Genomic DNA, 25,734 nt, shown 5'->3' on the forward strand with positions numbered 1-25,734 from the left:
CATGACCATGGAGGCGGAGCGCGCGGCGCTCGATGGAGACACCCGCGAGCTCACCATGCGGCGGTTCCGGCACAGCACCGTGCTGGGCGGCCGGAACCTGCCGCCGGTGCGGCCGGACCGGCTCCCGCCCGGGCCGCGCTGGCCGGCCTTCCTGCAGACCGTCGCGCTGATGAGGTTCCGCCACCAGTTCCACCCCTGGCTGCACCGGAAGTACGGCGACGCGTACACGGTCAACCTGATCCCCGGGAACCGACCGCTCGTGCTGTTCACCCGGCCTGAGGTCACCAAGGAGATCTTCGCCGCCGACCCTGAGGTCTTCCACGCGGGGAAGGGCAACGCGATCCTCGGCCCGATCATGGGTGAGCACTCCTTGCTGCTCCAGGACGGAGGCGAGCACCACCGCGCCCGCAAGCTGTTGATGCCGGCCTTCCTCGGCCACGCGCTGCGCGGCTACCGCGGCCTGGTCGCCGAGGTCGCCGCCGCCGAGGTCGACACCTGGAGCGAGGACGAGCCGTTCCGGGCCCTGGAGCGGATGAACTCGCTGACCCTCGAGGTCATCCTCCGCGTCGTCTTCGGCGTCACCGACGAGGCGCGGCTCGCGAAGCTGCGGCCGGCGGTCAACCACACCGTCGAGATCCACCCGGCGATCCTGCTCGGCTGGGCCTACCCGCGGCTGCAGAAGCTCGGCCCGTGGCGTCGTACGGTCGACAACCAGGTCGAGCTGGACCGGCTGATGTACGCCGAGATCCGCGAGCGCCGCGCGGCCCACGACCTCGACGAGCGGTCCGACGTGCTGTCCCGGCTGCTGGCGGCGGGGGACGCCGAAGAGGGCGGGCTGGACGACACCGAGCTGCGCGACCAGCTGGTGACGCTGCTGCTGGCCGGTCACGAGACCACCGCCTCCGCACTGTCGTGGGCGCTGGTCGAGGTCGGCCGCAGCCCCGACCTGCTCGCCCGCACCCAGCGGGCCGTCGACGAGGGCGACGACGCGTGGCTCGAGGCGGTCCTCAAGGAGTCGATGCGGCTGCACCCGATCATCCCGATGGTCGTGCGCACCCTGATGGCGCCCGCAACCGTCGGCGGCTGGGACCTGCCTGCCGGCACCACCGTGGGCCCCTCGATCATCATGAGCCACCAGCAGGAGTCGAACTTCGCGGACCCGGACGTGTTCCGGCCCGAGCGCTTCCTCGGCGACGACGTGCCCGCTCTGAACGTGTGGATCCCGTTCGGGGGCGGCGTACGTCGCTGCATCGGCGCGGGCTTCTCGCTGATGGAGGGCGTCGAGGTGCTGCGCGAGGTGTTCCGCCGGTACGACGTCACCGCGGTCGGCACCGACGTGCCCAAGGTCCGCAACATCACCAGCGTGCCCCGGCGGGGCGCGCGGATCCGGGTACGGGCGCGCTGACCCCGTCCTTGATCTCCACCGTCGCGGCGACGTCCTCGAACAGGTCGCAGTAGTCGGCGTACTCGGCGCGTCCGACGGACCCGGTCAGGGTGACGCCGACGCCGTCGTGCAGCCAGGCCCACTGGTCGCACATCACGTCGGCGCCGCCGATCCGGTGGGAGAACCGGGTGTAGGCGACCGGCTCGCCGTCGAGGTCGACCACGTCGGAGTCCTCGATCTCGAGCGCGTCGAGCTGGCTCGCGAGCGTCGACATCGCCTGGTGCCGCCAGTCGGTGAGCGACGACCCGCCGTCGACCGGCCCGGTGTGCAGGGCCAGCTCGGGCGTGAAGCCGGACGGGGCGGCGGCCGGCGCCTGCGCGACCAGCGAGACGCCCGGGGCGGGGTCGTCGAAGGTCGCCCAGCGACGCGGGACGGCGAGCGAGACGGCAGGGGTGTGGTGCACGGTTCCACCTCCGGTGGGCGCGATGTCGGGACAGGACGAGGGATGGTCGGGCGGCCACGCGGGGTCGCCGGGTGGCCAGTCGATGGGCAGCGGGGCGGTCGGGTCGACGGTGGGCGGTGCGGCGGTCGTCGGGTACGCCGCGACGAGCGGGTTGCGCCGGATCGAGGGGTCGACGACGTCGACCGCGGCGCGCAGGTCCTCCTCCGCGTGCGCGAGCACCACCCACGCCGCGGCGACGATCGGCACGAGGGTGCGGAAGGTGCGCCGCTGATCGCGGTTCGGACCGGGTGGGAGCCGTACGGCGCCACCGTCGACCACGAGGTCGTGGCCGCGGGCGGTGCGTCGTACGCGACGCATCACCGTCTGCACCCCGGCCAGGCGGTCGGCGTACCGACGCAGGGCGAGGGCGAGCCCGTCGACGCCGGGCCGGAACCCGGCGAGCTCGCCGCCGAGGGCGGCGCAGGCCTGGCGGAAGTCGTCGGCACCGTCGCCGGCGAAGTCGTCGGCGGGGAACCGGGCGTGCTGGCGGACGAGATGGTCGGCGCCGGCCAGCGCGTGGCCGAGCCGTCGCAGCGCCCGGGCGGCCTCGGTGCAGGATTCCGGCGCGCCCGGCACCCGGGTCAGGAGCTCCACAGCGGCCACCCCAGCTCGAGCAGGTGCTCACCGACGAGGGTGTCGGTGTCCCCGGCGGTGCGGGCGACGTACCTCAGGCCGTCGGCGTTGGCCGTGAACGCCGCCTCGACCTCGCTCGTGCTGTCGGTGCAGGCGGTCAGCGCGAGCCGGACCGACGTCGTGAGCGCGCCGGCGTCGGGCGCGACGACGGCGGTACGACGCGCGCACAGCTCACCCGCGTCGTCCTCGAGGCGGCGGGCCGCCCGGCGCAGCGCGGCGGGGTCGACGGTGTAGGTCATGCCGGCAGCCTCGGCGCCGCGCGGCTGTGGACAAACGTGGGTGGTCCGGGCCTGTGGACAGGAGCGTGTCGGAGGTAGGGCCAAGTGGTCCGGCTCGGGAATGGCTCACCCCTTCGCGCACCCACAGCACGCACCTCGCTGCGTTGGCGATCGCTCGGAATACGCCCGGTATGCCGTCGCGATGCCGCCTTGCGTTGCACGCACTCTGGGCACGCGAAGGGGCAAGCCATTCCCGAGCCGGACCACTAGCGTCGTTCCATGGCCATCGCACGCAATCCCCAGTTCGTCATCGACTGCCCCGACCCGCGGGTCCTCGCCGACTTCTACGCCGCGCTCCTCGGCTGGGAGTCCAACGTGGAGGACGACGGCTCGTGGGGCGCGGTCTGGTCCGGCGACCGCTCGATCCAGCTGCAGCGGGTCGACGACTACCGCGCTCCCGACTGGCCGGGTCAGGACGTTCCGCAGCAGGTGCACCTCGACGTCGACGTCGACGAACTCGACGTGGCCGAGACGGCGACCCTCGCGCTCGGCGCGACCAAGCACCCGCACCAGCCCGGCACGAGCTTCCGGGTGTTCCTCGACCCGGCCGGCCACCCGTTCTGCCTGTGCAAGGTGGCCGGGTGACGTGACGCTCAGCGGGCGAACGACTCCCGTACCTCGTCCTCCGTGATGCCGTAGTCCGCGAGGTCGTACTGGTGCGCGGGGCGGCGGGGGCCGCTGCGCGACTCCTCGTCGAGCCTGCGGACGGCGTCCTGTGCAGCCTGGCTCCAGGTGAGGCCGAAGGCGTCGTAGATCGCGCCGACGGTGCCGACCGGGTCCTGCACGAAGCCGCGGTAGTCGACGTCGAAGAACTGGCGCTCGTCGGCCTTCTCGCGCGCCTGCCAGAACGCGTCCCACTGCCGGGTGAGGTGCCCGAGCTGGTCACGGCCGAGGGTCTCGCCGACGAAGGTCGTCGAGTGGCCGTCGGTCGCCTCGGCGGACAGCGAGCACGCGGAGGCGACCGAGGTGACCGGGTCGCGCTGGGTCATCACGACCAGCGCGTCGGGGTAGACCTCGAGCAGTGCGTCGAGCGCGATCAGGTGCGAGGGGTTCTTGAGCACCCAGCGCCGGTCCCGGTCGTTGAGCCCGATCAGCTGCAGGTTCTGGCGGTGGCGCTCGTAGGCGTCGGTCCACGACTGGGTTGCCAGCCAGCGGGAGTACGCCGGCACGTGGGCCAGCGACTCGAAGCCGAGCGACTTGCCGGTCTGGCGCAGCACGCGCCAGCACTCCTCGGGCTCGGTGGCGTCGGAGTAGTGGATGCCCATGAACTCCGGGTTGGTGATGTGGTGCTCGCGGAACGCCGCCTGCATCGCGTCGAAGATCGGGTCGTCCTCCCACGTCTCCCGCGGCGGGCGGGGCTGGGGGAACTCGGTCAGCCACATCTCGAGGCCCTGGTTCGCCGGGTCCGCGCAGAGCAGCCGGCTCAGGGCCGTCGTACCGGTCCGGGGGAGGCCGAGCACGAAGATCGGCCGCTCGATGGCGACCTCCGCGTGCTGGGGGAACTCGGTGAACCGCGCCTGGGTGAGCAGGCGGGCCACGAGGGAGCTCTTGACCTGCGAGCGCATGAAGTAGTTGCCGACCCCGGTCAGGCCCGCCTCGGCGGACCCGAGGTCCTCGACCAGCACCCGGAACGCCTCCTCGTGCCCGGGCGCGTCGGCGAAGCCGAAGTCGGTGAGGCCGGTGGTGCGGGTCGCGGCGTCGCAGATGTCCTCGAACGTGCCGACGTCCGCGCGCTGGCGGGGCTCAGGCATGGAATTCCCCGCAGTCGACGTTGAGCATCTGGCCGGTGACGGCCGAGGCCAGGTCGGAGGCGAGGAAGAGGGCGGCGCGGGCGACCTCGTCGGGGGTGGCGAGCCGCTTCAGGTCGGTGGGTGCCGCCTTCTCGGCGTACACGTCCTCGTGGGTGCGACCCGACTCCTGCGCGATCCAGTCGAAGTAGGCCTTGTTGACGTCCTCGTAGATGTACGACGGCGCCACGCTGTTGACCCGGATGCCACGCGGGCCGAGCTCGGTGGCCAGCGACTGGGCGAGGTGCTCGAGGGTGCCCTTCGACAGCTTGTAGCCGGAGTACTCCGGCTGGCTGCTGTAGATCACGCACGAGTTGACCATGATCACCGAGCCGCCGGTCTTGTCCTCGGCTGGATCATCGGAACGGGCGAGGGCGTCGGCGAACAACGAGGTCAACCGCAGCGGCGCGAAGACGTTGGTCTCGTTGGCGCTGCGCAGGCCGTCGAGGTCCAGGGTGCTGATCGGGTCCATCGGCGGGATGCCGAAGGCGTTGTTGATCAGGCAGTCGACCTTGCCGAACTCGTCGAGCGCCGCCTCGACCAGCGCCTTGCGCTGGTCCTCGTCGGTGATGTCGGTCGGTACGACGAGCGCGCGGCGACCGTGGGAGCGGACGGTCTCCGCCATCTTCTCCAGGCGCTTGGGGGTCCGGCTCGCGAGCACCAGGTCGGCGCCCATCTTCGCGGCCTCCTCGCCGAGCGAGCGACCCAGGCCCGGCCCGACGCCGGAGAGCACGATGACCTTGTCCGTCAGCAGATCCACCATGGCGGACACACTAGAACGTGTTTCAGTTTTGCGGAAGGGCTCATTTCGCGCACGGCCCCGGGGTACGCGGAATAGCCGCGCGGTGACGCCGTTGGAACGGAGGTGAGCACTCCCCGGATCGACCTCAACGACCAGACCACCATCCCGCAGTTCGGCCTCGGCGTGTGGCAGGTGCCGCTGGCCGACACCGAGCGCGTCGTGTCCGACGCCCTCGAGCTCGGCTACCGCCACGTCGACACCGCCCAGATGTACGGCAATGAGGAGGGCGTCGGCGCCGCGATCGCCGCCTCCGGTCTCGCCCGCGAAGACCTGTACGTCACGACCAAGCTCAACAACAACCGTCACGAGCCCGGCGCCGCCAAGGACTCGCTGAAGGTCTCCCTCGACAAGCTCGGCCTCGAGAAGGTCGACCTCTTCCTGATCCACTGGCCACTGCCGACCCGGTACGACGGAGACTTCGTCTCCACCTGGGAGGCGCTGCTGGAGCTCCGCGAGGCCGGCCTGACCACCTCGGTCGGTGTCTCCAACTTCCAGCCCGACCACCTCGACCGGATCGTCGCGGCCACCGGGGTCGTGCCGGCCGTCAACCAGGTCGAGGCGCACCCCTACTTCGCCAACGACGCGGTCCGTGCCGCGACCACCGGCCACGGCGCGCACGTCCAGGCCTGGTCCCCGCTCGGGCAGGGCGGCGGCGAGCTGACCGACCCCGCCGTGACCGCGCTCGCCGAGCGCCACGGCAAGACGCCCGCGCAGGTACTCCTGCGCTGGGCGCTCGACCGCGGCGACATCGTGTTCCCGAAGTCGCTCAACAAGGCACGCCTGGCCGAGAACTTCGAGGTCTTCGACTTCGCGCTCACCGACGACGAGGTCGCCGCGCTCGCCGCCCTCGACAAGGGCGAGGCCGGCCGTCAGGGCCCGAACCCGGACGTCTTCGACTGGATCCCCGCCTGACCCTCGCCGGGCCCCGGGATGTCGTACCCGGCGTCCGGGTCGCAGGTCGGCGCCGATCGCGACCCGAACGCCGGGTGGGACGAGGGGATCGTCAGGAGATCATCCGTCGCGCCACCGCCCGCTGCCGCTCGGCGATCCGCTCGCCGTACTCCTCGCCGGACAACCCGACCAGCCCGGGAAGGTGCTTGGCCACCTCGGTGACCGGCACGATCTCGACCGCCGGCCCGTCCTCGGCCGAGAGCGCACGGGTGAGCTGCTGCCAGCGCAGCATGATCGGGCCGGTGCGGTGACCGGTGGTCTCGAGCCAGTTGGCGATCGGGGCGCCGTCGGGGCCGGGCGGGCGCTCGGAGATCACGAACCGCATCACGCCGTCAGGGTCCGACGATGCCTGGGCCTTGGTGAGCGAGGTCTGGTGCGTCTCGTAGTCGGTCGAGGCGTACCAGTCCGAGCCGACCTGGATCGCCTGGTAGGTGCAGTCGTCGCAGCGCGGGACCGACACGATCATCGCCTCGTCCTCGGCCAGCTCGTAGTGACCGATCGAGGAGAACTGCGACGACAGGCCGCCGGGGGTGGAGGCGGGGACGGTCAGGGTGTTGACCGGCTCCTTGTACTGGAAGAAGTGAGGGAAGGCGAACCAGGTCTGGATCGAGCTGGTCAGCGACCGCGCGGCCACCTCGTACTTCTTGCGCAGCGTCGCCTCGCTCAGCGGCCGGCGCGCCTGCCCGATGGTGTCGACCCGCTCGATGGTGAGCGTGCCGCGGACCTCGGTGTCCCAGTCGTTGAAGACCTCGCGGACGATCAGCGTCTTCGCGCCCGGCTCGGCGACATAGGTGAACTCGAACGACCCGTCCTCGGCGACGTCGAGCTCGCGGTCGTCGAAGGCCATCAGCGAGGTGGCGGCCGAGTCGGCGCTGTAGCTGCCGCCCATCACCTGGAAGGACAGGTCGGCCGACGTGCCGCGCCGACCGCGTACGACGTAGGAGACCCCCTCGCGCAGGTAGGCGTTGAAGTAGACCGCGTCCGGGTTGTCGAGGCCCTGTCGCGAGAACTGGTGGGTCGGGTTGATGAAGACCGGCTGCTCGAGGTCGTAGTCGAACGCGGTCTGCATCGCCATCCGGATCCGGCCGGCCAGGTAGTCGTAGCCCTCGAGCCGGTCGGCCTCGGTCCTGATGAACGGCGCGTTCGCGATCAGCTCCTCGGCCTCGGCGATCGCCGCCTGCAGGGGAGCGGTCAGCCCGAGCGCGGCGGACGAGCCCGTCATCAGGCGTTCGCCTTCGCGATGATGTTCTCGGCGTACTGCTCGAGGTGCTTGATCTTGGTCTCGAGGGGCTCGGTGTCGGGCCCCTTGATGTAGGGCACCCGGAAGCCGACGATGCAGTCGGTGACCCCCTTGTCCTCGAGGCGCTTGATGCCGTCGAGCGTGTAGGCGTCGTACGAGATCACGTGCACCTCGAAGTCGTCGCGGGTGTCGCCCTCCTCCGCGCGGATCTCCGCGAGCCGGGTGAGCAGCCGATCGAGCTCCTCGCCGTCGCCCCCCGCGTGCATCCATCCGTCGCCCTTGCGTACGGCGCGGCGCAGGGCCGCGTCCGAGTGGCCGCCGACGAGCAGCGGGATCCTCTCCGTCGGGGCGGGGCACTGCTGGAGCGGCTCGATGTCGAAGAACTCGCCCTGGTAGCCGAAGAAGGTCGGCTCGTCGCCGGGCTGGGTGAGGCCGCGCAGGATGTCCATGCACTCGTCCATCCGCTTGCCGCGCCTCTCCCACGGGACGCCGAGCGCGGCGAAGTCCTCGGGCCACGGGGACAGGCCGACGCCGAGGCCGAGGCGGTTCTTCGACAGGAAGGCCAGCGACGAGGCCTGCTTGGCCACCAGCACCGGCGGGCGGATCGGGAGCTTGAGCACGAACGGCGTCAGCCGGAGCTTCTCGGTCACCGCGAACAGGGTCGCGCACAGGATGAAGGTCTCGATGAACTCCTTGCCGAGCAGGAACTCGCGGTCCCCGGTGTCGGTGTAGGGGTACTTCGAGTCCGACTCCTGCGGGTAGATCAGGCTGTCCGCGATGGTCATCGACGTGTAGCCGGCGGCCTCGCAGGCCTGAGCGAGCGGGGCGTAGTAGTCGGCCTGGGTCATGCCCTCGGCGAAGGAGAAGCGCATCGGATTCCGTCCGGTCAGTGAGGAGTTCGCGAGGAACGAGCGAACGTCTCGAACTGTAGAACGCGTTCTAGATTTCTGCCAGAGTGAGTCCCATGGCAACCACCAAGCCGAAGCCCGACGGCCTCGACAAGCCGATCGTCGCCAAGATCATCAAGTACGGCGCCAAGGCGAACGTTGCCATCTACCGGCTCACCAACGGCCGGGTCGGTGCGACCTGGCGGATCGGCGCCGGCTGGAAGAAGCCGGTCCCGGTGCTCCTGCTCGACCACGTTGGCCGCAGGAGCGGCGCCCGGTTCACCACGCCACTGCTGTACCTCGCCGACGGCGCGGACCTGGTGATCGTCGCCTCCCAGGGCGGACTGCCGAAGAACCCGCAGTGGCTGCACAACCTGGTGGCGAGCCCCGACACCACCGTCGCCGTGCCCGGTGAGCGCAGCCGGGCCGTGCGCGCCCGAGTCGCCGGGCCCGAGGAGCGCGCCGCGCTGTGGCCGCGCCTGGTCGACCTGTACGCCGACTTCGACAACTACCAGGCCTGGACCGACCGGGAGATCCCGGTCGTCGTCCTCGAGCCCCGCTGAGACAACCGAGGAGAACGACAGACGTGGACGTCCAGCAGCTGATCGACCGCGCCGAGATCGCCGACGCGATCACCCGCTACACCCTCGCCGTCGACGAGGGCGACTTCGACCGGCTCGACACGGTCTTCACCCCCGACGCGCAGATCGACTACACCGAGAGCGGCGGCGTCGCCGACGCCTTCCCGGTGGTCAAGGCGTGGCTCGCCGAGGCGCTGCCGGGCTTCTCGACGCACCGGATCCACATGCTCGGCCAGATCTCCTACCAGTTCGTCGACGACGGCAACGAGGCCGCCGTCGCGGCGTACTTCCACAACCCGATGCGCATCCGTGACGGCAAGGGCGGGGAACGGGTGGTCGAGGTCGGCGGTCTCTACCGCCACACCTTCGTCCGTACGGCGGACGGCTGGCGCTCACGCCGCCTGCACGAGCAGGTCGTCTGGACGCGCGGTTTCTGATTTCTTCGGCCCGTCTGGACAATGGGCGGGTGAGCGACCAGCAGCAGCCTCCTGCCGAACGTCCCGTGGTCAACGGGGTGGTGGCGCTGGTCGCGGTCGCCCTGGGTGTCGGCCTGGTCCTGGCCCTGGTCGCCCTCGTCGGCACCAAGGTGCTCGGACTCGGCGGTGACAACGGTGACTCCTCCGCGCGCTCCACGGTGCACCAGTCGATGTACCTGCCCACGCCGGTGGAGACCGACGAGGCCACGGGCCCGCTGGTCACCCTGCACACCCAGGACACCGACGAGCCCGCGGCGGGCGACAGCGGCGCCCAGGTCCCCGAGGACGAGCCGACCACCGAGCTGACCAGTGAAACCCCGGCCGCCGGCCAGATCTCGCTGCAGGCCCTCGCGACCACGGTCGCCAGCGGCGAGCGGATCTACTTCAGCGGCGTCTACCCGGGCGGCGAGGGCGCGATCCTGTTCGTCCAGCGCTTCGAGAACGGCGACTGGGCCGACTTCCCGGCCAGCGTCGGCGTCACCAACGGCACCTTCTCCAGCTACATCTTCACCGGCGTCAGCGGCGTCAACCGGTTCCGCGTGGTCGACCGCGACAGCGGCACCGTCAGCAACGAGATCAGCGTCACCGTCGGCTGAGCCTGTTCGCCGGTTCACCGGACTTGTAACTACGTGTTACGTCACGAATTCGGGTGCAATAACGCCCGGGTGAGTGTCATGGCGCCGAGGTAGTTGCCGGCGGGCGGTGCGCACGTGCCTCCGGTCGTCCGTGTCCCTCTGGAAGGCCAATCGTTGAGGTGCGCCACGCCCGGAGGTCGACTACCCGGGTGTTACGACAACTACCCGGGCGCACGTGCCACGAATTCCGTGCTGTAACACGTAGTTACAAGCGTCGGGACGCGACGAGCCCTGTCTGTCCCCATGGGGGCTGGAGTGACCCCGGAAAAGATGTTCGACCGGGCGGGAACAACCCCCGGGTACCCCGCCGTTGGAGCCTATGTCAGACTTGAGTCCATCCGGCTCAACTAACTTGAATCCACATCTTCACGCACAAGGAGAAGCACACATGGCACGAGCGGTCGGCATCGACCTCGGTACGACGAACAGCGTCGTCGCGGTCCTCGAGGGCGGCGAGCCCACGGTCATCGCCAACGCGGAGGGAGCACGGACCACGCCGTCCGTCGTCGCCTTCGCGAAGAGCGGTGAGGTGCTCGTCGGTGAGGTCGCGAAGCGCCAGGCGGTCACCAACGTGGACCGCACCATCCGGTCGGTCAAGCGCCACATGGGCACCGACTGGACCCAGCACATCGGCGACCCGGTGGACAAGGACTTCACGCCGCAGCAGATCTCGGCGTTCATCCTGCAGAAGCTCAAGCGCGACGCCGAGGCCTACCTCGGCGAGACCGTCACCAACGCGGTGATCACGGTCCCGGCGTACTTCTCCGACGCGCAGCGCCAGGCCACCAAGGAGGCCGGCGAGATCGCGGGCCTCAAGGTCGACCGCATCGTCAACGAGCCCACCGCGGCCGCGCTGGCGTACGGCCTCGACAAGGGTGACGACCAGACGATCCTCGTCTACGACCTCGGTGGCGGCACGTTCGACGTGTCCCTGCTCGAGATCGGTGAGGGCGTCGTCGAGGTCAAGGCCACCAGCGGCGACAACCACCTCGGTGGCGACGACTGGGACAACGCGATCGTCGAGTGGATGGTCAAGAAGTTCAAGGACGCCAACGGCGTCGACCTGTCCGCCGACAAGATCGCCGCGCAGCGCCTCCAGGAGGCCGCGGAGAAGGCGAAGATCGAGCTGTCCTCCTCGAGCGACACCACGATCCACCTGCCCTACATCACCCACGGGGAGAACGGCCCGCTGCACTTCGAGGAGCGGCTCACCCGCTCGGAGTTCCAGCGGCTGACGGCCGACCTGCTCGAGCGCACCAAGGCGCCGTTCCAGAACGTCCTCAAGGACGGCGGCGTCGAGCTCTCCGCGATCGACCACGTGGTCCTCGTCGGCGGCTCGACCCGCATGCCCGCGGTCACCGAGCTGGTCAAGGAGATGCTCGGCGGCAAGGAGCCCAACAAGGGCGTCAACCCGGACGAGGTCGTCGCCGTCGGCGCCGCCCTGCAGGCCGGTGTCCTCGCCGGTGAGGTCAAGGACGTCCTGCTCCTCGACGTCACCCCGCTGAGCCTCGGCATCGAGACCAAGGGCGGCGTCTTCACCACCCTCATCGAGCGGAACACCACCATCCCGACCAAGCGGTCCGAGATCTTCACGACCGCCGACGACAACCAGCCGTCGGTCGAGATCAAGGTCGCCCAGGGCGAGCGCGCGATCTGGTCGCAGAACCAGGGCCTCGGCAACTTCGAGCTGACCGGCCTCCCGCCGGCCCCGCGCGGCGTGCCGAAGATCGAGGTCACCTTCGACATCGACGCCAACGGCATCGTCCACGTCTCCGCCAAGGACCAGGCGTCCGGTCGTGAGCAGTCGATGACGATCTCCGGTGGCAGCGCGCTGTCCAAGGACGACATCGACCGCATGGTCAAGGAGGCCGAGCAGTACGCCGAGGAGGACGCCAAGCGTCGCGAGGCCGTCGAGGTCCGCAACCAGGGCGAGCAGCTCGTCTACACGACCGAGAAGTTCCTGGCCGACAACGGCGACAAGATCCCCGACGACGTCAAGGCCGAGGTGACCACCGACGTCGAGGCGCTCAAGGGCGTCCTCGAGAACGCCGAGTCCAGCTCCGAGGACCTGACCGCCGCCATCTCCAAGCTGGGTGAGTCCAGCCAGAAGATGGGTGCCGCGATGTACGCCGCCGCCGAGGCCGACTCCGCCGCCGCGGGCGGCACCACCGGCGCGACCGGTGAGTCGGACGACGACGTCGTCGAGGCCGAGATCGTCGACGAGGACACCGAGGGCGACACCAAGTGACCGAGGAGAACCTCAACCCGGAGGAGGGGGAGTCGCGTCCGGAGGTCGAGGAGGTTGCGCAGCAACCGTCTCGAGACCCGGCTCCCTCGCCCGAGGGCGACGAGCCCGAGGTGGCCGGGGCGGCCGAGAGCCCCGAAGCGCCCGGGGTCGAGGCCGGGGCCGGGGCCGGGGCCGACGAGCTGACCGTCACGAAGATGGAGCTCGAGGAGCGGACCCTCGACCTGCAGCGCCTGCAGGCGGAGTTCCTCAACTACAAGCGCCGCGTCGAGCGCGACCGCGAGCTGCTGCGCGAGAACGCGACGTACGCCGCGCTCACGCCCATCATCGACGTACTCGACACCATCGACCGGGCCCGTGAGCACGAGCCGCTCGAGGGTGGCTTCAAGGCCACGGCCGAGCAGCTCGAGCGCGTGGTCGCCGGGCTGGGCCTGGTGAAGTTCGGCGAGGTCGGCGACGCGTTCGACCCCACCGTCCACGAGGCCCTCTCGCACATCGGCACCGACGCCGAGGTCGAGGTGACCACCTGCAAGGTGATCGCGAAGGCCGGCTACAAGATCGGTGACCGGGTGGTCCGCGCAGCGCAGGTGCTGGTGGTCGACCCCGCTTGATGACAGACACGACAGCAACGACGAGGAGGGAGGTGTGCGATGAGTGACGACGGGATCCGGTCCGACTGGGCGACCAAGGACTTCTACAAGGAGCTCGGGGTCGCGAAGACCGCGTCGCAGGACGAGATCAAGAAGGCCTACCGCAAGCTCGCGCGCGCCAACCACCCCGACTCGCACCCCGACGACACCGTCAAGCACGACAAGTTCAAGGCGGTGGCCGAGGCGTACGACGTCATCGGTGACGCCGACAAGCGCAAGAAGTACGACCAGGCCCGCGAGATGTTCGGCCGCGGTGGTTTCCCCGCCGGGGCCGGCTTCGGCGGCGGTGCCGGCGGCTTCGGTGGTGGCTTCGGCGGCAGCGTCAACGTGGAGGACCTGCTCCGCGACCGTGCGGGTGGTGGCGGTGGTGGCTTCGGCGACCTGTTCGGCGACCTGTTCGGTGGCGGCGGCCGGACCCGGTCGCGCGCGCCGCGGGCCACCCGCGGTGCCGACCTGGAGACGGCCGCGACCATCGGCTTCACCGAGGCGCTCGAGGGCGCCACGGTGTCGCTGCGGGTCAGCTCCGACGGTGCCTGCGCGACCTGTCACGGCACGGGCGGCAAGCCCGGCACGCAGCCGCACGTCTGCTCGACGTGCGACGGCGCCGGTGTCGTCACGGCCTCGGTCGGCGGCGGGTTCTCGATGAACGAGACCTGCCCGACGTGCGGCGGACGCCAGCTCGTCTACGACGACCCGTGCCCCACCTGTCACGGTACCGGCCAGGGCCGGGCCACCCGGACCATCCAGGCCAAGATCCCCGCCGGGGTCAAGGACGGCCAGCGGATCCGGCTGCGCGGCAAGGGCGGCGCGGGCGAGAACGGCGGCCCTGCCGGCGACCTCTACGTCACCGTCAAGGTCACCGGTCACCGGGTGTTCGGTCGCAAGGGCGAGCACCTCACCGTCGACGTACCCGTGTCGTTCACCGAGCTCGCCCTCGGCGCGGAGATCAAGATCCCCACGCTCGGCGGCAGCCCGGTGACCCTCAAGGTCCCCGCCGGCACCCCCAACGGGCGCACCTTCCGGGTGCGCGGCAAGGGGGCCGCCAAGGCCGACGGCACGCGGGGCGACCTGCTGGCCACGGTCGAGGTCCAGGTGCCGAGCAACCTCGGTGCCGAGGCCAAGGAGGCGCTGGAGGCGTACGCCGCCGCGACCGACGACTCCGGGCTGCGGTCCGGGCTGTTCCAGGACGCGAGCTGATGGCCGCCCGACCGCCGCAGGGCCCTCCGGGTGAGGAGGAGGCCGTCTACGTCATCAGCGTGGCGGCCCAGCTCAGCGGCCTGCACCCGCAGACGCTGCGGACCTACGAGCGCGTCGGGCTGATCACGCCCGGCCGCACGGGGGGCGGCGGTCGGCGGTACTCCTACCGCGACATCGAGCGGCTGCGCGAGATCGCGCAGCTCACCGCTTCCGGCATCGGCATCGAGGGCGTCAAGCGGATCCTCGACCTCGAGGTCGCCGTCACCGCCCTGCGCGCCCGCAACGCCGAGCTGGTCGCCGAGCTCGAGGCGACCCGCGAGGCACTGCGCCAGGCGGCGGCCGCGCGACCCGTCGTACCTCGCAGCAACCTGCCCGCTCTCCCCGCCTCCGCCGTCGGCCAGTCCGTCGTCGTGTGGCGTCGCAATCCCTGACCCGGCTCCAACTGCCCCGGGATTCACGCCGACCCGGCGTGAAGTGGCTCCTGATTTCCGCCGACCCGGCAGAAAGTGGTCTCGCTCGTCCGTCGACCCGGCAGAAAGTGTCTCCGGATCTCTCGATCCGGCTGCACCTTCTGCCGGGTCGGCGCATTTCTCGAGTCACTTCGCGCCGGGTCGGCGGAATGCAGGTGCAACTTCGCGCCGGGTCGGCGGAATGCAGGGTGCCACTTCGCGCCGGGTCAGCGGGGGAAGGTGCCTTGCCGGGCCTCCGACCAGCAGGAGCGGTCGTCGATGCCGTCGGGGGTGGCGTTGAGCGTGCCGTTGGCGTTGAAGCCGGTGTCGTCCTTGAACGCCAGCACCTGGATCTTGAGGTTGGGCAGCGTGATGTTGCCGCTCACCTGGGCCTGCCACAGCTGCCCGTAGACACCGGTGAGCGCGCCGCGGGTGGCGTCGATGCCGGTGTAGCCCTGGCCGTTGACGTGTCCGCCGTTGCCGGTGGCGCCATAGACCTGCGGTCCGGTGCCGGGCCCGAAGAAGCCGCCGTCGTACGTCGACGGGACACCGAAGGGGTTGGCGACGTACGGCGCCGCGCCCGGTGCCGTGGTCAGGTCGGTGCTGGCCTGACCGATCTGGGTGCTGCCCTGCAGGTTGATGCCGGTGCCGCGCAGGGTGGTGACGTCGAAGCCGGCGTCGGCCGCGCCGATCTCCAGCGCGGAGGTGCCGTCGCCGGAGGTCAGCTTGAGGGTGTACTTGAGCGGCCCGACCGACTCGGTCTTCGAGACGCACAGCCCGTCCATGCCGGCCCGGGCGAAGCCTGCGCGCAGCAGGTTCTTCCAGGTGCCGTTGCCCAGCCGCACCGGCGCCATCCCGAAGGCCGCGTCGTCGGCGGTGATCCGCGACGACGAGAAGGTCGCCTCGCCGCCCTGGATGACGACGGTCGCGTCGAAGCCGAGCACTTGCTGCCAGGTCAGCGTCGCCAGCGCGCCGAGGGTCGCCAGCGCGGCGCCGGCCGCACCCGCCGCCCGGCCCCACCGGGTCCCGTTCCTCGTCTCCGGCATCAACCCACCGAGATCGTCGTGTTGGGCAGCTGGATCGAGTTGAGCGGGTTGCCGGAGCCGTCGACCGGGACCTGCGTGTAGGGGTCGCTCGGGTTCTGCCGGTGCGTGACCAGGTAGTAGAAGTCCAGGTTCACGCCGAGCAGCGTGTAGTTGGAGCCGCCGCCGAGCCACTGCGCGAGGTCGCCGGCGAAGTCCTCGGCGCTCAGCTCACAGGTGCCGCCGATGCCGAGGAAGCCGCCGCGCGCCGTACCTCCGACCAGGCCGCAGGCCAGGTGGGTGGCGGTCGGCAGCTGCGCGATCGGCACTGTGAACGAGCTGCTCGCCGTCGCCAGCACCTCGGTCCACACCCCGGCGCCGCCGATGGTGATCGCCTGGTCGGGGTCGATGGTGAGGCGGTACGGCGCCGCGGGCTTCGGCTGCGGCGCGTCCCCGCTGTCGGCGTACAGCTGGATGTCGGTGGTGCCGCTCGCGGGGCAGGCGCCGACGGGCGTGTTGTCGTCGGTGCAGAACTGCAGCCCGCTGAACGCGACCTGGTAGAGGTCCGTGCGCGAGCCCGCCGCCGCGTAGTAGACGGTGTTGGGGAACTTCCGGCCGTACGCCGTGCGGATCTGCCCGATCCCGGCGTCGGGGCTGGAGGTCGCGACGTTCCCGGACTGCAGGTGCCAGCGCACGCCGGCCAGGCACGGGTACATCCGCCCGGTCGCGTTGAAGTCGCCGGCGCCGTTGTCGAGCTGGACGTCCTGGCGGCGCTGCTGCGGGTTGCTGCTGCCTGGCTGGTCGCACGCGAACGGCTGGTAGGCGCTGCTCTGCGCCTGGCCGAGCGCCCGGTCCCCGGCACGGGGGAGCAGCACGCATGCCGCTGCCAGCGCCAGCACCGCACCCAGCACCAGCCACCGCTGTCGGGCGAGCGACGGCGTTCCCCGCACCGGCCTCACGAGGCGGGGACGGCCCGGCGCCGGCCGCCGGGCGCGCGCCGCGGCGCCTTCTCGCCCCAGGCCCACACCATCGAGCCGCCGAGGATGCCGAGCACCGAGCCGACGAGGTAGCCGCCGAGGTTGGCGGCGACGAACGCCGCCAGCGCCAGCCCGACCGCGAGCAGGCCCACGAGTCCCCGGTAGTGCGGGGCGAACCATGCCACCAGCCCGAACAGCACCAGCCCACCGCCGAGGATGTAGCCGGCCGAGTAGCTCCACCCGCCGCTCACCGCCAGCAGGAACGAGAAGAACATCGCACGGATGATCCAGGCCCCGGCGAGGATGCACCACAGCCCGCCCCAGAACGGACGGGTACGCCGGAACCCGCGCAACGCCCTACGCGCGGCGCCGAGCCGGCGCCGTACCTGCGTCGTCGGGGCGCTCATCAGCCGGCCGCCTGGGTAGGGCAGTCGGCCTGCGTCTTGTGGCCGGGCACGACCTTGATCTTGAGGTTCGGCAAGGTGATCGCTCCTTGCAGGTTGATGCCGTAGGTGTCGCCGCCGAGGCCGCCGACGTTGAGGCGGTCCACGGTGAGGCCGAAGTCGCCGGCGTCGGGCGGGGTCTGCCCGCCGGGCCAGGCGATGCCTGCGGTGTCGTCGACGGTGTCGGCGCTCTGGCCGAGGTTCATGCCGCTGATCAGGTTGCCGAAGCCGCTGAGCGAGCGGGAGTTCACGAACAGGTTGCTGGCGGTGATGTGGTTGCCGCCGGTCAGCAGGCCGTTGCCGTCGAAGGTCAGTGCGTTGCCGGCGCCGTCGGTGGTGGTGTTGCTGCCGTTGGCGAACGAGCTCTTCACCGGCACCCCGGCGAGGATCATCAGCGAGACCTCCCCGACGACGGGCACGGTCTCGTAGGCGATCGCGCAGAGGCCGGCCAGCTTCGCGGAGCGGATGCCGAGCTCGGCGACGCCGTTGTCCTGGCCCGACGAGGTGTCGTTGGTGGCCAGGAAGCCGGCGGCCTGCGCGCCCTGCAGGTAGTTCGAGTAGAGCTTGAACTCCTGGTTGGCGGTCGTGAAGTTCACCGCGAGCACGTTGCTGCTCACCAGCTGGAACATGGCCACGAGCGCGACCAGCCCGCCGGCGAGCGGCACCAGCGCCCGCCGGCGGGTGCCGAGTCGTACGTCGGTCATCGGGCCGCCCGCCGGGCAGCGCGTCTCTCGGCGCGCGCCGCGTCCTTCGCGGCGAACCGGTCGAGCTGCTTCTCCGAGAACGGCGTCCACGAGAAGACCAGCCCGGCGCCGGTGATGCCGAGGACCATGCCGAGCAGCCAGCCGCCGAGGTTGGCCAGCGGCAGCGAGGCGACGGCGAGCATCATCGCGACGAGCGCGGGGAAGTGACGCTGCGCGGGCAGCACCACGGCGATGCCGGCCGCGGCGGCCATGCCGCCGGCCAGCAGCAGCGGCGTGATGCTGCGGATGCCGACGGTCGTGTAGAAGGCGAAGGTGCCGCCGAGCAGCGGCCGGGCGATGAAGTACGCGCCGAGGGCGAGGATGACGGCGCCCCAGAACGGGCGGGTACGGCGGAAGCGGGCGAAGCCCTGCCACAGGGCGGCCGGCCGCGAGGTGCGGACCGCGGTCGCCGGGGTGGGGACGGTGGTGTCAGTCATGCGAGATCCCAACGAGGAGATGGTCGAACCTCGTGGGGCGCGCGGCCGCGCGCCCCACGAGGGAGTGCCGGGTCGACGGCGAACGGGCCCTGCTCGCCGTCGGAGGTCAGGCCGGGATCAGTTCCCGAGCGCGACCGAGAGCGACAGGTTGTCGAGCGCGAGGCTCTCCAGCGTGATCGCGTAGGCCTTGGCGTTGACGTTCGGCAGGTCTGCCGAGGAGCTCGTCAGCGCGAAGGCGTCGGCGACGTACCCGCTGTCCGTCGCGGTGTTGGCGAATCCTGCCTCCGACTGCGCGACACCGATGGTGGTGGTGCCGAGCGTGGCGCCGTTGGGCGTGGTCAGGGTCTTGGCGTTCAGCCCGACCGATCCCAGCGCGATCGTGGTGTCCGTGGAGGTCACCTCGAGGTGCGCCGGCAGGTTGAGCAGCGGGATCGTCACGTCGGGCGTGATGACCTCGATGCCGCTCGCGTTGGTGTTCGCACCGGTCTCCGCGTAGATCGTGGCCTGGTTGCCACCGGCGACGTTGGCCGCGCCGGTGCGCGCCTTGAGTCCGTCACTGGTGATCCGGTCACTGTTGAGCGTGAAACCGTCGGCCGACGACAGCACGGCGCCGACCATTCCCTGCAGCATCGCGACGCCGAGCCCTGCGGTGAGCAGGGTCGCCGGCACCGTGACGGCTGCGAACCGACCCAAGCGGGTGCGGCCCATTCCTTCGACCTTCTTCAACTTTCCCTCCAAAAGGCACCCGCCGATCCCTCCCGAACCGGCGGTGGAACGCTGGCCGCATCCCCATGCCTCTAGGCCAAGCGTGACGGAGTGTGACACACATCTCCGGGTGTGCGCGACACCCAGTAACAGATTTCTTCTCAGCTCTTCTCGACCGGTGCCGACGGACGGTGGATGACGTACGGTTGCGCGCCGTGACCCACCGCGCCGACTCCGGACCCTGGCTGCGCACCGCCCTCGGCATCGCCGCACTGGTCGTCTTCTTCGCGGTGATGCTCGTCGTCATCGCGGCACTCGCGTTCTCGGTGAAGGTGTCCGGGAGCAGCATGGAGCCGACCCTCTCGACCGGCGACCGGCTCCTGGTCGACCCGTTCGGCAAGGGCGAGATCCATCGCTTCGACATCGTCGAGAGCACGCTCGGCGATCGCGAGATCCCCGTCGTGAAGCGGGTGATCGGCCTTCCCGGCGACCGGATCAAGGTCCGTGCCGACCAGGACCCGCCGGTCGTGCTGGTGCGGCCGAAGGACGAGGACGCGACCCACGCCGTCGACAACCCGACCTGGGCCGGACGGGTCGGCGCGAAGGTCGCGGCCTGCTGCGCGGAGGACGGTACGTCGCTGCCCGGCGGCCGGCCGGCGGCGTGGGTCACGGTCCCCGACGGGTCCTACTGGGTCGTCGGTGACAACTGGGGCGGCTCCGACGACTCGCGGACCTTCGGCTTCGTGAAGGAGGCCCAGGTGACGGCCCGGATCGTTCTCCGGCTGCAGCCGGTCGGCGGGCTCGGCCGGCTGCCCGACCGGGCCCGGCTGGTCCCGGTCGAGAAGTAGCGCTCGGGCCCGTCTGCGACCTTTCTGCGACTGAATGTCACAGGAACCCTCGCCAAGGGGGGTGGCGGTGGTCTAGTGTCCCGGCCCGGGAGAGAGGGACCCGTACGGCGGCACATGGGACGCCGGCACGGGTGGGACGAAGGCGGGACACCCATGTTCTTGGACGGTCTGGACGATCTCGGCGGCATCGGCTTCTGGTCGATCCCCGTGTTCACCGCGCTCATCGGCTGGCTGATCAACTGGTCGGGCCTGTGGATGCTGTTCGCGCCGATCCACTTCCACGGCGTCCGCGTGCCCGGACTGGCGCGGGTCGCGGGCGCCCTGCCACGGCGGCTCCAGGAGGTGCCCGGCCTGCTGCGCGGCGGCATCGGCTGGCAGGGCATCGTGCCCGCCCGGGCCGCGAAGATGGGCAGCATCGCCGTCGACAAGGCGATCGCCCGGATCGGCACCCCGCGCGACTTCTACGAGCAGCTCGAGCCGGACGCGATCGCCGCACACATCGTCGAGACCTTCCGCTCGGACGTGCCCCTCCTCGTGGACGAGATCATGTGGCGCGAGCACCCGCAGTTGTGGGAGCGACTGCCGCGCGGGATCCGTACCGGCGTGATCGACCGGGTCCAGGCCCAGCTGCCGCAGGTCGTCGGCCGGGTCACGACCGAGATCGGCGAGCACATCGACCAGCTGCTCGACCCGAAGGTGATGGTCATCGACCACTTCGAGCGGCACCCGGAGGTCGTGGTCCGGATCTTCCGCGACTTCGGTGCGCGCGAGCTGCGGATGATGGTCTTCTTCGGGTTCGTCTTCGGATTCCTGCTGGGCATCCCGGTCGCCGTCCTCGACCACGTGCTCCACCAGTGGTGGCTGCTGCCACTGCTGGGCGTCGCGGTCGGCTGGGCGACCAACCTGCTGGGCATGTGGCTGATCTTCGAGCCGCCGGAGGCCCGCCGGATCGGGCCGTTGCGCGTCCAGGGCCTGTTCGCGCGCCGCCAGTGGGAGGCGGCCGACGTCTACGCCCGGCACATCGCCGCCGACGTGATCACCCTCGAGCGGATCGGCGAGCACCTCCTCGACGGGCCCGCCGGCGACCGGACCCGCCAGGTCATCGCCGACGCGCTGCACCCCGCCATCGACCTGGCCCTGGGCCCGTTCGCCCCGGCCGTGCGCGCCGCCGTCGGGCCACGTCGCTTCGACACGATCCGCCGTACCGTCGCGCTGGAGGCCGCCGACCTGACCCTGGTCCCGCTGCGCGACGCCGACTTCAGCGCCCGGCAGTCGGTCCGGATCCGCACGCTCGTCGCCGACCGCTGCCGCGAGCTGCCGCCGCGGGACTTCGTCGAGATGATGCGCGCGGCCATCAAGGAGGACGAGTGGCTGCTCTACGCGCACGGCGCGCTCATGGGTGCCGCCGGCGGCTTCGTGCACCTGTGGCTGTTCGGCGTCGGCGGATGAGCCGGGACGGCCGCGACCGCCTTGCTGCCCGCGGCCGGGCCCTCCTCGCCCGCTCGCGCGACGTGGCCGCCCCGTCGGACGACCACCCCGCCTTCGCTCGGGTCCTCGACCAGCTCGCGCCCGACGAGGCCCGGCTGCTGTGGTTCCTGCACACCTCGGGGCCCGAGCCCACGGTGGACGTCCACCTCGGCGGCCTCGCCGGCCGCCTCGCGCCCGCCGTGCTGGCGCGTGGACTGAGCCTGGTCGGCGCCCGCGCGGGAGTACGACGCCCCGAGCGCCTGCCACTGCACCTGACCAACCTGCGCCGGCTGGGCCTGGTCGCCGACACGGACGAGCCGGTCGCCGACCTGACCCGCTACCAGGTGGTCGAGGCCCAGCCCGCCGTGCTCACGGCCGCGCGCACCGCCCGCCGGGCGCACGTCGTACGCCGCCGCCTGGAGCTGACCCCGTTCGGCCGGGCGTTCGTCCACGCCTGTCTCGGCAGTTCCTGCGACACCGTGACCTGAGATCCCTGTGCCGGTTACCACAACAGGCGTTAACCTCCACCCGTCGGGTCCATTGCCGGTGCATGGGGGCACGGCCGGGACCGACAAGGACGAGAGGTACGCGTGGACGCAGTGCTGGACGGGCTCAGGGACTGGGCCGACCACGTCGACTGGTTCGCCTTCGTGTCGATCCCGTTCTTCACGGGCATCATCGGCTGGCTGATCAACTGGTCGGGCCTGTGGATGCTGTTCAAGCCGATCAACTTCTACGGCTTCCGGATCCCCGGGCTCAAGGAGGTGGCCGGCGTCCTGCCGCGCAAGCTCCAGGAGGTCCCCGGCTGGATGGACGGCGGCTTCGGCTGGCAGGGCATCGTCCCCGCCCGCGCCGCCAAGATGGGCAGCATCGCGGTCGACAAGGTGATCGCCAAGCTCGGCACCCCGGCCGAGTTCTACGCCCAGCTCGAGCCCGACCAGATCGCCGAGCACATCGTCGCGGTGTTCCGCCCCGACCTCCCCGACCTCGTCGACGACGTCATGATGCGCGAGCACCCGCGGCTGTGGCGCGACCTGCCCCGCCCGGTGCGCCAGGCCGTCATCGACCGCGTCCAGGCCCAGCTGCCCGGCGTCGTCAAGACGATCACCGACGAGATCGGCGTCCACATCAACCAGCTCCTCGACCCGAAGATCATGGTCATCGACCACTTCCGGAAGAACCCCGAGCTGGTGGTCAAGGTCTTCAAGGACGTCGGCCAGCGCGAGCTCAACCTGATGGTCGCCTTCGGCTTCATCTTCGGCTTCCTGCTGGGCATCCCGGTCGCGATCATCGACCAGACCTGGCACATCTGGTGGCTGCTGCCGCTGCTCGGGATCGTCGTCGGCTGGACCACGAACCTGCTCGGCATGTGGCTGATCTTCGACCCGCCGGAGGAGAGGCGGATCCTCGGCATCAAGGTGCAGGGCCTGTTCCTGCGCCGCCAGGACGAGTGCGCCGAGGTCTACGCCCGGATCATCGCCGACGACGTGATCACGCTCGAGCGGATCGGCGACTTCCTGATGGACGGCCCCCGCGGCGACCGCACCCGCCAGATGATCGCCACCGCCATGCGGCCCGCGATCGACAAGGCCGCCGGCCCGCTGCGCGGCGCGGTCAACGTCGCCATGGGCGGGCGGCGCTACGACAGCATCAAGGACTCCTTCGCCCAGGAGGCGGTCGGTCGCACGATCACGCCGTTCCGCGACCCGGGCTTCAGTCGGCAGCAGTCGGAGAAGATCCAGGTGCTGATCGCCCGGCGCACCAAGGAGCTCCCGCCCAAGGACTTCGTCGAGATGATGCGCTCGGCGATCAAGGAGGACGAGTGGATGCTCTACGCCCACGGCGCGATCATGGGTGCCGCCGGCGGGTTCATCCACCTCGGGATCTTCAATTGGGGCTGGATCCCCGGCTTCCCGCCGTCGTGATCCGCTCGAGCACCGGAAGGCTGAGATGACTGAGGACCTCGACCAGGACGGCCTGCCGCGGCTGCCCGCGCTGACCGGGCCCGCGGTGGCCGAGTCGCTGCCGGGCCTGGCGCGCGTCGCCGGGTCGGCAGCGCTGCACACCGCCGGCTGGGGCCTGCGCACCACCACCCGCAACTGGATGCGGGTCGGACGCGCGGTCACCAGCAGGGACGAGGCGGCGTCGTTGATCCGTGACGTCGGGTCGTACGTCGGCGCGCTCGGCGAGGTCGCCAAGCAGGTGTCCGGCGGGGTGCCCGTGGCCACCGCCCTGATGCGGGCCGGCGAGACGCTGGGTGGCACCGCCGACCGTCCGCGCGAGGTGATCGCGTCCCCCGTCGTCGACGGCCAGGTGGTCGCGTCGCGGCCCCAGTCGCTGCGCGACCGCGGCAAGGACCTGCTGGAGCGCTCCCGCGACGTGTGGAGCACCGACGACCGGCACCCGGCGTTCGACCGGATCCTCGACGAGCTCGCCCCCGACGAGGCCCGGATCCTGGTCATGCTGCTCAGCAAGGGGCCGCAGCCGTCGGTCGACGTCCGCACGGGCGGGCCGATCGGCATGGTCAGCAGCCAGCTGGTCGCGCCTGGCCTCAACATGGTCGGCCCGCGGGCCGGCCTGCGCTACCTGGAGCAGGTGCCGTCGTACCTCAACAACCTGTTCCGGCTGGGCCTGGTCTGGTTCTCCCGGGAGCCGGTGCACGACCACATGGAGTACCAGGTGCTCGAGGCGCAGCCCGACGTGCTCGCAGCGCTGCACTCGGTGAAGTTCGCCAAGGTCGTGCGCCGCAGCATCCACCTCACCCCGTTCGGCGAGGAGTTCTGCAAGCTGGCGCTGGTCGACGAGGCCGTCGCGTCCAGCTCCGACCTGCCCGAGCACGAGGCGCCGCCGGAGATCGACGGACAGTGACGCGGTAGGCCGGCAGGTCAGCGGATGATCCGCCCGCCCGCCTTCTGCCACCACGCCGCGGCCGCACGGGCGGCGTCGGGGAGCTGGGGGTCGGCCGCGAGGTCGGCCAGCTCCGGCTGCTGCGACATCCCGGCCGCGAACATCGCCTCGTAGCCGACCTGGTCCTCGCGCTGCACCAGCTCGCGGAGCAGCCCGCGCTCGAGCGGTACGCCCGCGAAGCCGCAGATGCTCAGCCCGGCACCGCGCAGGACCAGGTCGTCGGACGCCAGCCACGGCGCCGGGTCGGCCGAGTCGAACGGGATCATCAGGTTGGCGAACGCGAAGGCCGCGCCGTGCCGTGTGGTCTCGTCCGGTCCGTCCAGGGCGGAGCGGCAGATCAGCTCGCGCACACGGTCGGCGAAGGGCGAGGCGACCAGGAGGAACGACGAGGTCGTCACGTGTGTCGCCCGGAAGTCGTAGAGCACCTCGAACAGCAGCCGGGCCAGCATCGCCTCGCCCCCGTGGCCGTCGGCGACCTCGGCGGCGAGCGCGGCGGCGTACGAGTAGTGGTGGTTGCGCCGCGTCCGGGTCCACGCGGCCGCGCGGCGCGGCTCGACCAGGTCCTCGGTGAGCCGGGCCCTGACCTCGGCGCGGAACTCCGGCGGGCAGCCCGCCAGGGTGGCGCTGAGGATCGGCTGGCGCAGCGCGTCGCCGACGGCGGCGTCGCACGCGGCGGCGTACACCGGCACCAGCGGGAGCCAGTCGGTACGCCGCAGCCCGCCGACGCTGCGCATGTTCTGGATGCCCAGGCACCCGGCCCGCGCGATGATCCACGACTCGTCGGACAGCAGCTCGCCGCACCAGGTGACCAGCTCAGGGGTGGGGAGCTCGGTGATCGCGCTGAGCAGGTCGGCGGCGCGCTGCATGCCGGGCCGCTCGACCGCCTCCCGGATCACCTGGCCGACCACGTCGGCGTACGGGCTGCAGCGCAGCTTGCTCAGCGCCTCGTACCTCAGCTGGTAGGCCGTGCCGGCGGCCCGGCCCACCTCGTCGGCCAGGCGTACGACGAGCGGGCGGATCGTGTGCGCGGGCATCCCGAACGACGTGAGCACGTGGTACTCGGCGAAGCGCAGCCAGTCCTGCGCACTCGGGTCGGTGGACTGCACGGTGTCGACCGCGGTCGTGAACCCGGCCAGGGTCGGCTCCGGGACGTAGGGGTCGGTGTCCGCGGGCGCGTAGGCGAAGGTCCGGCACAGCACGTCGACCGGCGCGCGCAGGTGGCCGTGGGGCAGCCCGAGGGCACGCTCGTACGCCGCGACCACCGACCCGCTGCGCCGGCCCGTGGTCTCGACGCGCGAGAGCGTCGCGGGCGAGAGCCCGCCCCCGCTGCGCGCCGCGAACTCCCGCAGCGGCACCCCGGCGGAGACCCGGCTGGTCCTCAGCAGCCAGCCGATGCGCGCGGCGACGTCGATCCGCGCCCCGGCCAGCGGGGTGGGGTCGTCGATCTCGTCGGTGTGCCGAGCCACCTCGGTATCGTGCCTCCGCCGC

Annotated in this window: 28 protein-coding genes; 15 read left to right on the forward strand and 13 right to left on the reverse strand. The window is 71.2% G+C overall.

Annotated elements, in window-relative coordinates:
• Position 1 precedes the first annotated feature (1 nt).
• Entirely contained in the window at positions 2-1,405 is a 1,404-nt protein-coding gene (locus FBY23_RS05025) for a cytochrome P450 (protein ID WP_260805762.1), read from the forward strand.
• Here FBY23_RS05025 and FBY23_RS05030 read toward each other — a convergent pair.
• Together FBY23_RS05030 and FBY23_RS05035 are read right to left on the reverse strand one after the other, a co-directional pair.
• On the reverse strand, positions 1,356-2,480 hold the full coding sequence (locus FBY23_RS05030) for a hypothetical protein (protein ID WP_141797146.1): 1,125 nt from the start codon (positions 2,478-2,480) through the stop codon (positions 1,356-1,358). The genes FBY23_RS05025 and FBY23_RS05030 overlap by 50 nt on opposite strands.
• Entirely contained in the window at positions 2,468-2,758 is a 291-nt protein-coding gene (locus tag FBY23_RS05035; protein ID WP_141797147.1) for a hypothetical protein, read from the reverse strand. The genes FBY23_RS05030 and FBY23_RS05035 overlap by 13 nt, the downstream gene beginning before the upstream one ends.
• Before the next feature lie 258 nt (positions 2,759-3,016).
• Here FBY23_RS05035 and FBY23_RS05040 point away from each other — a divergent pair, with 258 nt between their 5' ends.
• Entirely contained in the window at positions 3,017-3,382 is a 366-nt protein-coding gene (locus FBY23_RS05040; protein ID WP_141797148.1) for a VOC family protein, read from the forward strand.
• An 8-nt stretch (positions 3,383-3,390) separates the two neighbouring features.
• Here FBY23_RS05040 and FBY23_RS05045 read toward each other — a convergent pair whose 3' ends face one another.
• Positions 3,391-4,548, reverse strand: a complete 1,158-nt coding sequence (locus FBY23_RS05045; protein WP_141797149.1) for a sulfotransferase — start codon at positions 4,546-4,548, stop codon at positions 3,391-3,393.
• Positions 4,541-5,347, reverse strand: a complete 807-nt coding sequence (locus tag FBY23_RS05050) for an SDR family oxidoreductase (protein WP_174245182.1) — start codon at positions 5,345-5,347, stop codon at positions 4,541-4,543. The genes FBY23_RS05045 and FBY23_RS05050 overlap by 8 nt, the downstream gene beginning before the upstream one ends.
• Positions 5,348-5,449: 102 nt before the next feature.
• Here FBY23_RS05050 and FBY23_RS05055 point away from each other — a divergent pair, with 102 nt between their 5' ends.
• On the forward strand, positions 5,450-6,298 hold the full coding sequence (locus FBY23_RS05055) for an aldo/keto reductase (RefSeq protein WP_141797151.1): 849 nt from the start codon (positions 5,450-5,452) through the stop codon (positions 6,296-6,298).
• Between the two features lie 91 nt (positions 6,299-6,389).
• On the opposite strand, the gene FBY23_RS05060 is transcribed toward FBY23_RS05055, so the two are convergent.
• Together FBY23_RS05060 and FBY23_RS05065 are read right to left on the reverse strand one after the other, a co-directional pair.
• Positions 6,390-7,559: a hypothetical protein gene (locus FBY23_RS05060; RefSeq protein ID WP_141797152.1), complete on the reverse strand. Its 1,170-nt coding sequence runs from the start codon at positions 7,557-7,559 to the stop codon at positions 6,390-6,392.
• Positions 7,559-8,449 carry a TIGR03619 family F420-dependent LLM class oxidoreductase gene (locus tag FBY23_RS05065; RefSeq protein WP_141797153.1) on the reverse strand — a complete coding sequence of 297 codons (891 nt, stop codon included), beginning with the start codon at positions 8,447-8,449 and terminating at the stop codon, positions 7,559-7,561. The genes FBY23_RS05060 and FBY23_RS05065 overlap by 1 nt, the downstream gene beginning before the upstream one ends.
• A 92-nt stretch (positions 8,450-8,541) precedes the next feature.
• Between FBY23_RS05065 and FBY23_RS05070 the strand changes: the two genes are divergently transcribed.
• The 7 genes from FBY23_RS05070 (at position 8,542) to FBY23_RS05100 (ending at position 14,679) form a co-directional block, all read left to right on the forward strand.
• A complete protein-coding gene (locus FBY23_RS05070) occupies positions 8,542-9,027 on the forward strand; it encodes a nitroreductase family deazaflavin-dependent oxidoreductase (RefSeq protein ID WP_141797154.1) in 486 nt (161 codons plus the stop codon).
• 23 nt (positions 9,028-9,050) lie between these two features.
• Positions 9,051-9,482: a nuclear transport factor 2 family protein gene (locus tag FBY23_RS05075; protein ID WP_141797155.1), complete on the forward strand. Its 432-nt coding sequence runs from the start codon at positions 9,051-9,053 to the stop codon at positions 9,480-9,482.
• 29 nt (positions 9,483-9,511) lie between these two features.
• Positions 9,512-10,117 carry a hypothetical protein gene (locus tag FBY23_RS05080; RefSeq protein ID WP_141797156.1) on the forward strand — a complete coding sequence of 202 codons (606 nt, stop codon included), beginning with the start codon at positions 9,512-9,514 and terminating at the stop codon, positions 10,115-10,117.
• 427 nt (positions 10,118-10,544) lie between these two features.
• Positions 10,545-12,404 carry a molecular chaperone DnaK gene (gene dnaK, locus FBY23_RS05085; protein WP_141797157.1) on the forward strand — a complete coding sequence of 620 codons (1,860 nt, stop codon included), beginning with the start codon at positions 10,545-10,547 and terminating at the stop codon, positions 12,402-12,404.
• Complete coding sequence (gene grpE, locus FBY23_RS05090) at positions 12,401-13,012, forward strand: nucleotide exchange factor GrpE (RefSeq protein WP_141797158.1); 612 nt, start codon at positions 12,401-12,403, stop codon at positions 13,010-13,012. The genes dnaK and grpE overlap by 4 nt, the downstream gene beginning before the upstream one ends.
• Before the next feature lie 39 nt (positions 13,013-13,051).
• Positions 13,052-14,248 (forward strand): molecular chaperone DnaJ, encoded by a 1,197-nt coding sequence (gene dnaJ / locus FBY23_RS05095; RefSeq protein ID WP_141797159.1) that lies wholly within the window; start codon positions 13,052-13,054, stop codon positions 14,246-14,248.
• Positions 14,248-14,679: a heat shock protein transcriptional repressor HspR gene (locus tag FBY23_RS05100; RefSeq protein WP_141797160.1), complete on the forward strand. Its 432-nt coding sequence runs from the start codon at positions 14,248-14,250 to the stop codon at positions 14,677-14,679. Before dnaJ ends, FBY23_RS05100 begins: the two co-directional genes overlap by 1 nt.
• 245 nt (positions 14,680-14,924) lie before the next feature.
• Here FBY23_RS05100 and FBY23_RS05105 read toward each other — a convergent pair whose 3' ends face one another.
• From FBY23_RS05105 to FBY23_RS05130, 6 genes are all read right to left on the reverse strand, one after another.
• A complete protein-coding gene (locus FBY23_RS05105; protein WP_141797161.1) occupies positions 14,925-15,743 on the reverse strand; it encodes a DUF6230 family protein in 819 nt (272 codons plus the stop codon).
• Positions 15,743-16,669 (reverse strand): hypothetical protein, encoded by a 927-nt coding sequence (locus FBY23_RS05110; RefSeq protein ID WP_141797162.1) that lies wholly within the window; start codon positions 16,667-16,669, stop codon positions 15,743-15,745. The genes FBY23_RS05105 and FBY23_RS05110 overlap by 1 nt, the downstream gene beginning before the upstream one ends.
• A gap of 5 nt (positions 16,670-16,674) precedes the next feature.
• Complete coding sequence (locus FBY23_RS05115) at positions 16,675-17,103, reverse strand: DUF6114 domain-containing protein (protein ID WP_141797163.1); 429 nt, start codon at positions 17,101-17,103, stop codon at positions 16,675-16,677.
• The gene (locus tag FBY23_RS05120; RefSeq protein WP_141797164.1) at positions 17,103-17,843 is read right to left on the reverse strand and encodes a DUF6230 family protein; all 741 of its coding nucleotides are present in this window, start codon (positions 17,841-17,843) and stop codon (positions 17,103-17,105) included. The genes FBY23_RS05115 and FBY23_RS05120 overlap by 1 nt, the downstream gene beginning before the upstream one ends.
• On the reverse strand, positions 17,840-18,319 hold the full coding sequence (locus FBY23_RS05125) for a DUF6114 domain-containing protein (RefSeq protein WP_141797165.1): 480 nt from the start codon (positions 18,317-18,319) through the stop codon (positions 17,840-17,842). Before FBY23_RS05125 ends, FBY23_RS05120 begins: the two co-directional genes overlap by 4 nt.
• Before the next feature lie 117 nt (positions 18,320-18,436).
• Positions 18,437-19,027, reverse strand: coding sequence for a DUF6230 family protein (locus FBY23_RS05130; RefSeq protein WP_141797166.1), 591 nt, complete (start codon positions 19,025-19,027; stop codon positions 18,437-18,439).
• Positions 19,028-19,239: 212 nt separating this feature from the next.
• Between FBY23_RS05130 and lepB the strand changes: the two genes are divergently transcribed.
• The 5 genes from lepB to FBY23_RS05155 all read left to right on the forward strand — a co-directional run bounded on the left by lepB (position 19,240) and on the right by FBY23_RS05155 (position 24,207).
• Positions 19,240-19,872 (forward strand): signal peptidase I, encoded by a 633-nt coding sequence (gene lepB, locus FBY23_RS05135; protein WP_141797167.1) that lies wholly within the window; start codon positions 19,240-19,242, stop codon positions 19,870-19,872.
• A gap of 153 nt (positions 19,873-20,025) precedes the next feature.
• The gene (locus FBY23_RS05140; RefSeq protein ID WP_222117727.1) at positions 20,026-21,321 is read left to right on the forward strand and encodes a hypothetical protein; all 1,296 of its coding nucleotides are present in this window, start codon (positions 20,026-20,028) and stop codon (positions 21,319-21,321) included.
• Positions 21,318-21,827, forward strand: a complete 510-nt coding sequence (locus FBY23_RS05145) for an Abi-alpha family protein (protein WP_141797168.1) — start codon at positions 21,318-21,320, stop codon at positions 21,825-21,827. Before FBY23_RS05140 ends, FBY23_RS05145 begins: the two co-directional genes overlap by 4 nt.
• A 102-nt stretch (positions 21,828-21,929) precedes the next feature.
• Positions 21,930-23,264, forward strand: a complete 1,335-nt coding sequence (locus FBY23_RS05150) for a hypothetical protein (RefSeq protein WP_260805763.1) — start codon at positions 21,930-21,932, stop codon at positions 23,262-23,264.
• A gap of 25 nt (positions 23,265-23,289) precedes the next feature.
• A complete protein-coding gene (locus tag FBY23_RS05155) occupies positions 23,290-24,207 on the forward strand; it encodes an Abi-alpha family protein (protein ID WP_222117728.1) in 918 nt (305 codons plus the stop codon).
• A gap of 17 nt (positions 24,208-24,224) precedes the next feature.
• On the opposite strand, the gene FBY23_RS05160 is transcribed toward FBY23_RS05155, so the two are convergent.
• The gene (locus tag FBY23_RS05160) at positions 24,225-25,712 is read right to left on the reverse strand and encodes a helix-turn-helix transcriptional regulator (RefSeq protein ID WP_141797170.1); all 1,488 of its coding nucleotides are present in this window, start codon (positions 25,710-25,712) and stop codon (positions 24,225-24,227) included.
• Positions 25,713-25,734 lie beyond the last annotated feature (22 nt).

Source organism: Nocardioides sp. SLBN-35 (genome assembly GCF_006715725.1).
In the GTDB taxonomy this organism is placed as follows: Bacteria; Actinomycetota; Actinomycetes; order Propionibacteriales; family Nocardioidaceae; genus Nocardioides.

Coding starts and splice junctions, on each gene's coding strand:
- FBY23_RS05145 (WP_141797168.1), top strand. CDS start 21,318: ATGAGCCGGGACGGCCGCGACCGCCTTGCTGCCCGCGGCCGGGCCCTC.
- FBY23_RS05130 (WP_141797166.1), bottom strand. CDS start 19,027: ATGGGCCGCACCCGCTTGGGTCGGTTCGCAGCCGTCACGGTGCCGGCG.
- FBY23_RS05115 (WP_141797163.1), bottom strand. CDS start 17,103: ATGAGCGCCCCGACGACGCAGGTACGGCGCCGGCTCGGCGCCGCGCGT.
- FBY23_RS05035 (WP_141797147.1), bottom strand. CDS start 2,758: ATGACCTACACCGTCGACCCCGCCGCGCTGCGCCGGGCGGCCCGCCGC.
- FBY23_RS05105 (WP_141797161.1), bottom strand. CDS start 15,743: ATGCCGGAGACGAGGAACGGGACCCGGTGGGGCCGGGCGGCGGGTGCG.
- FBY23_RS05045 (WP_141797149.1), bottom strand. CDS start 4,548: ATGCCTGAGCCCCGCCAGCGCGCGGACGTCGGCACGTTCGAGGACATC.
- dnaJ (WP_141797159.1), top strand. CDS start 13,052: ATGAGTGACGACGGGATCCGGTCCGACTGGGCGACCAAGGACTTCTAC.
- FBY23_RS05060 (WP_141797152.1), bottom strand. CDS start 7,559: ATGACGGGCTCGTCCGCCGCGCTCGGGCTGACCGCTCCCCTGCAGGCG.
- FBY23_RS05050 (WP_174245182.1), bottom strand. CDS start 5,347: ATGGTGGATCTGCTGACGGACAAGGTCATCGTGCTCTCCGGCGTCGGG.
- FBY23_RS05065 (WP_141797153.1), bottom strand. CDS start 8,449: ATGCGCTTCTCCTTCGCCGAGGGCATGACCCAGGCCGACTACTACGCC.
- FBY23_RS05070 (WP_141797154.1), top strand. CDS start 8,542: ATGGCAACCACCAAGCCGAAGCCCGACGGCCTCGACAAGCCGATCGTC.
- FBY23_RS05140 (WP_222117727.1), top strand. CDS start 20,026: ATGTTCTTGGACGGTCTGGACGATCTCGGCGGCATCGGCTTCTGGTCG.
- FBY23_RS05120 (WP_141797164.1), bottom strand. CDS start 17,843: ATGACCGACGTACGACTCGGCACCCGCCGGCGGGCGCTGGTGCCGCTC.
- FBY23_RS05125 (WP_141797165.1), bottom strand. CDS start 18,319: ATGACTGACACCACCGTCCCCACCCCGGCGACCGCGGTCCGCACCTCG.
- FBY23_RS05040 (WP_141797148.1), top strand. CDS start 3,017: ATGGCCATCGCACGCAATCCCCAGTTCGTCATCGACTGCCCCGACCCG.
- dnaK (WP_141797157.1), top strand. CDS start 10,545: ATGGCACGAGCGGTCGGCATCGACCTCGGTACGACGAACAGCGTCGTC.
- FBY23_RS05100 (WP_141797160.1), top strand. CDS start 14,248: ATGGCCGCCCGACCGCCGCAGGGCCCTCCGGGTGAGGAGGAGGCCGTC.
- FBY23_RS05025 (WP_260805762.1), top strand. CDS start 2: ATGACCATGGAGGCGGAGCGCGCGGCGCTCGATGGAGACACCCGCGAG.
- FBY23_RS05155 (WP_222117728.1), top strand. CDS start 23,290: ATGACTGAGGACCTCGACCAGGACGGCCTGCCGCGGCTGCCCGCGCTG.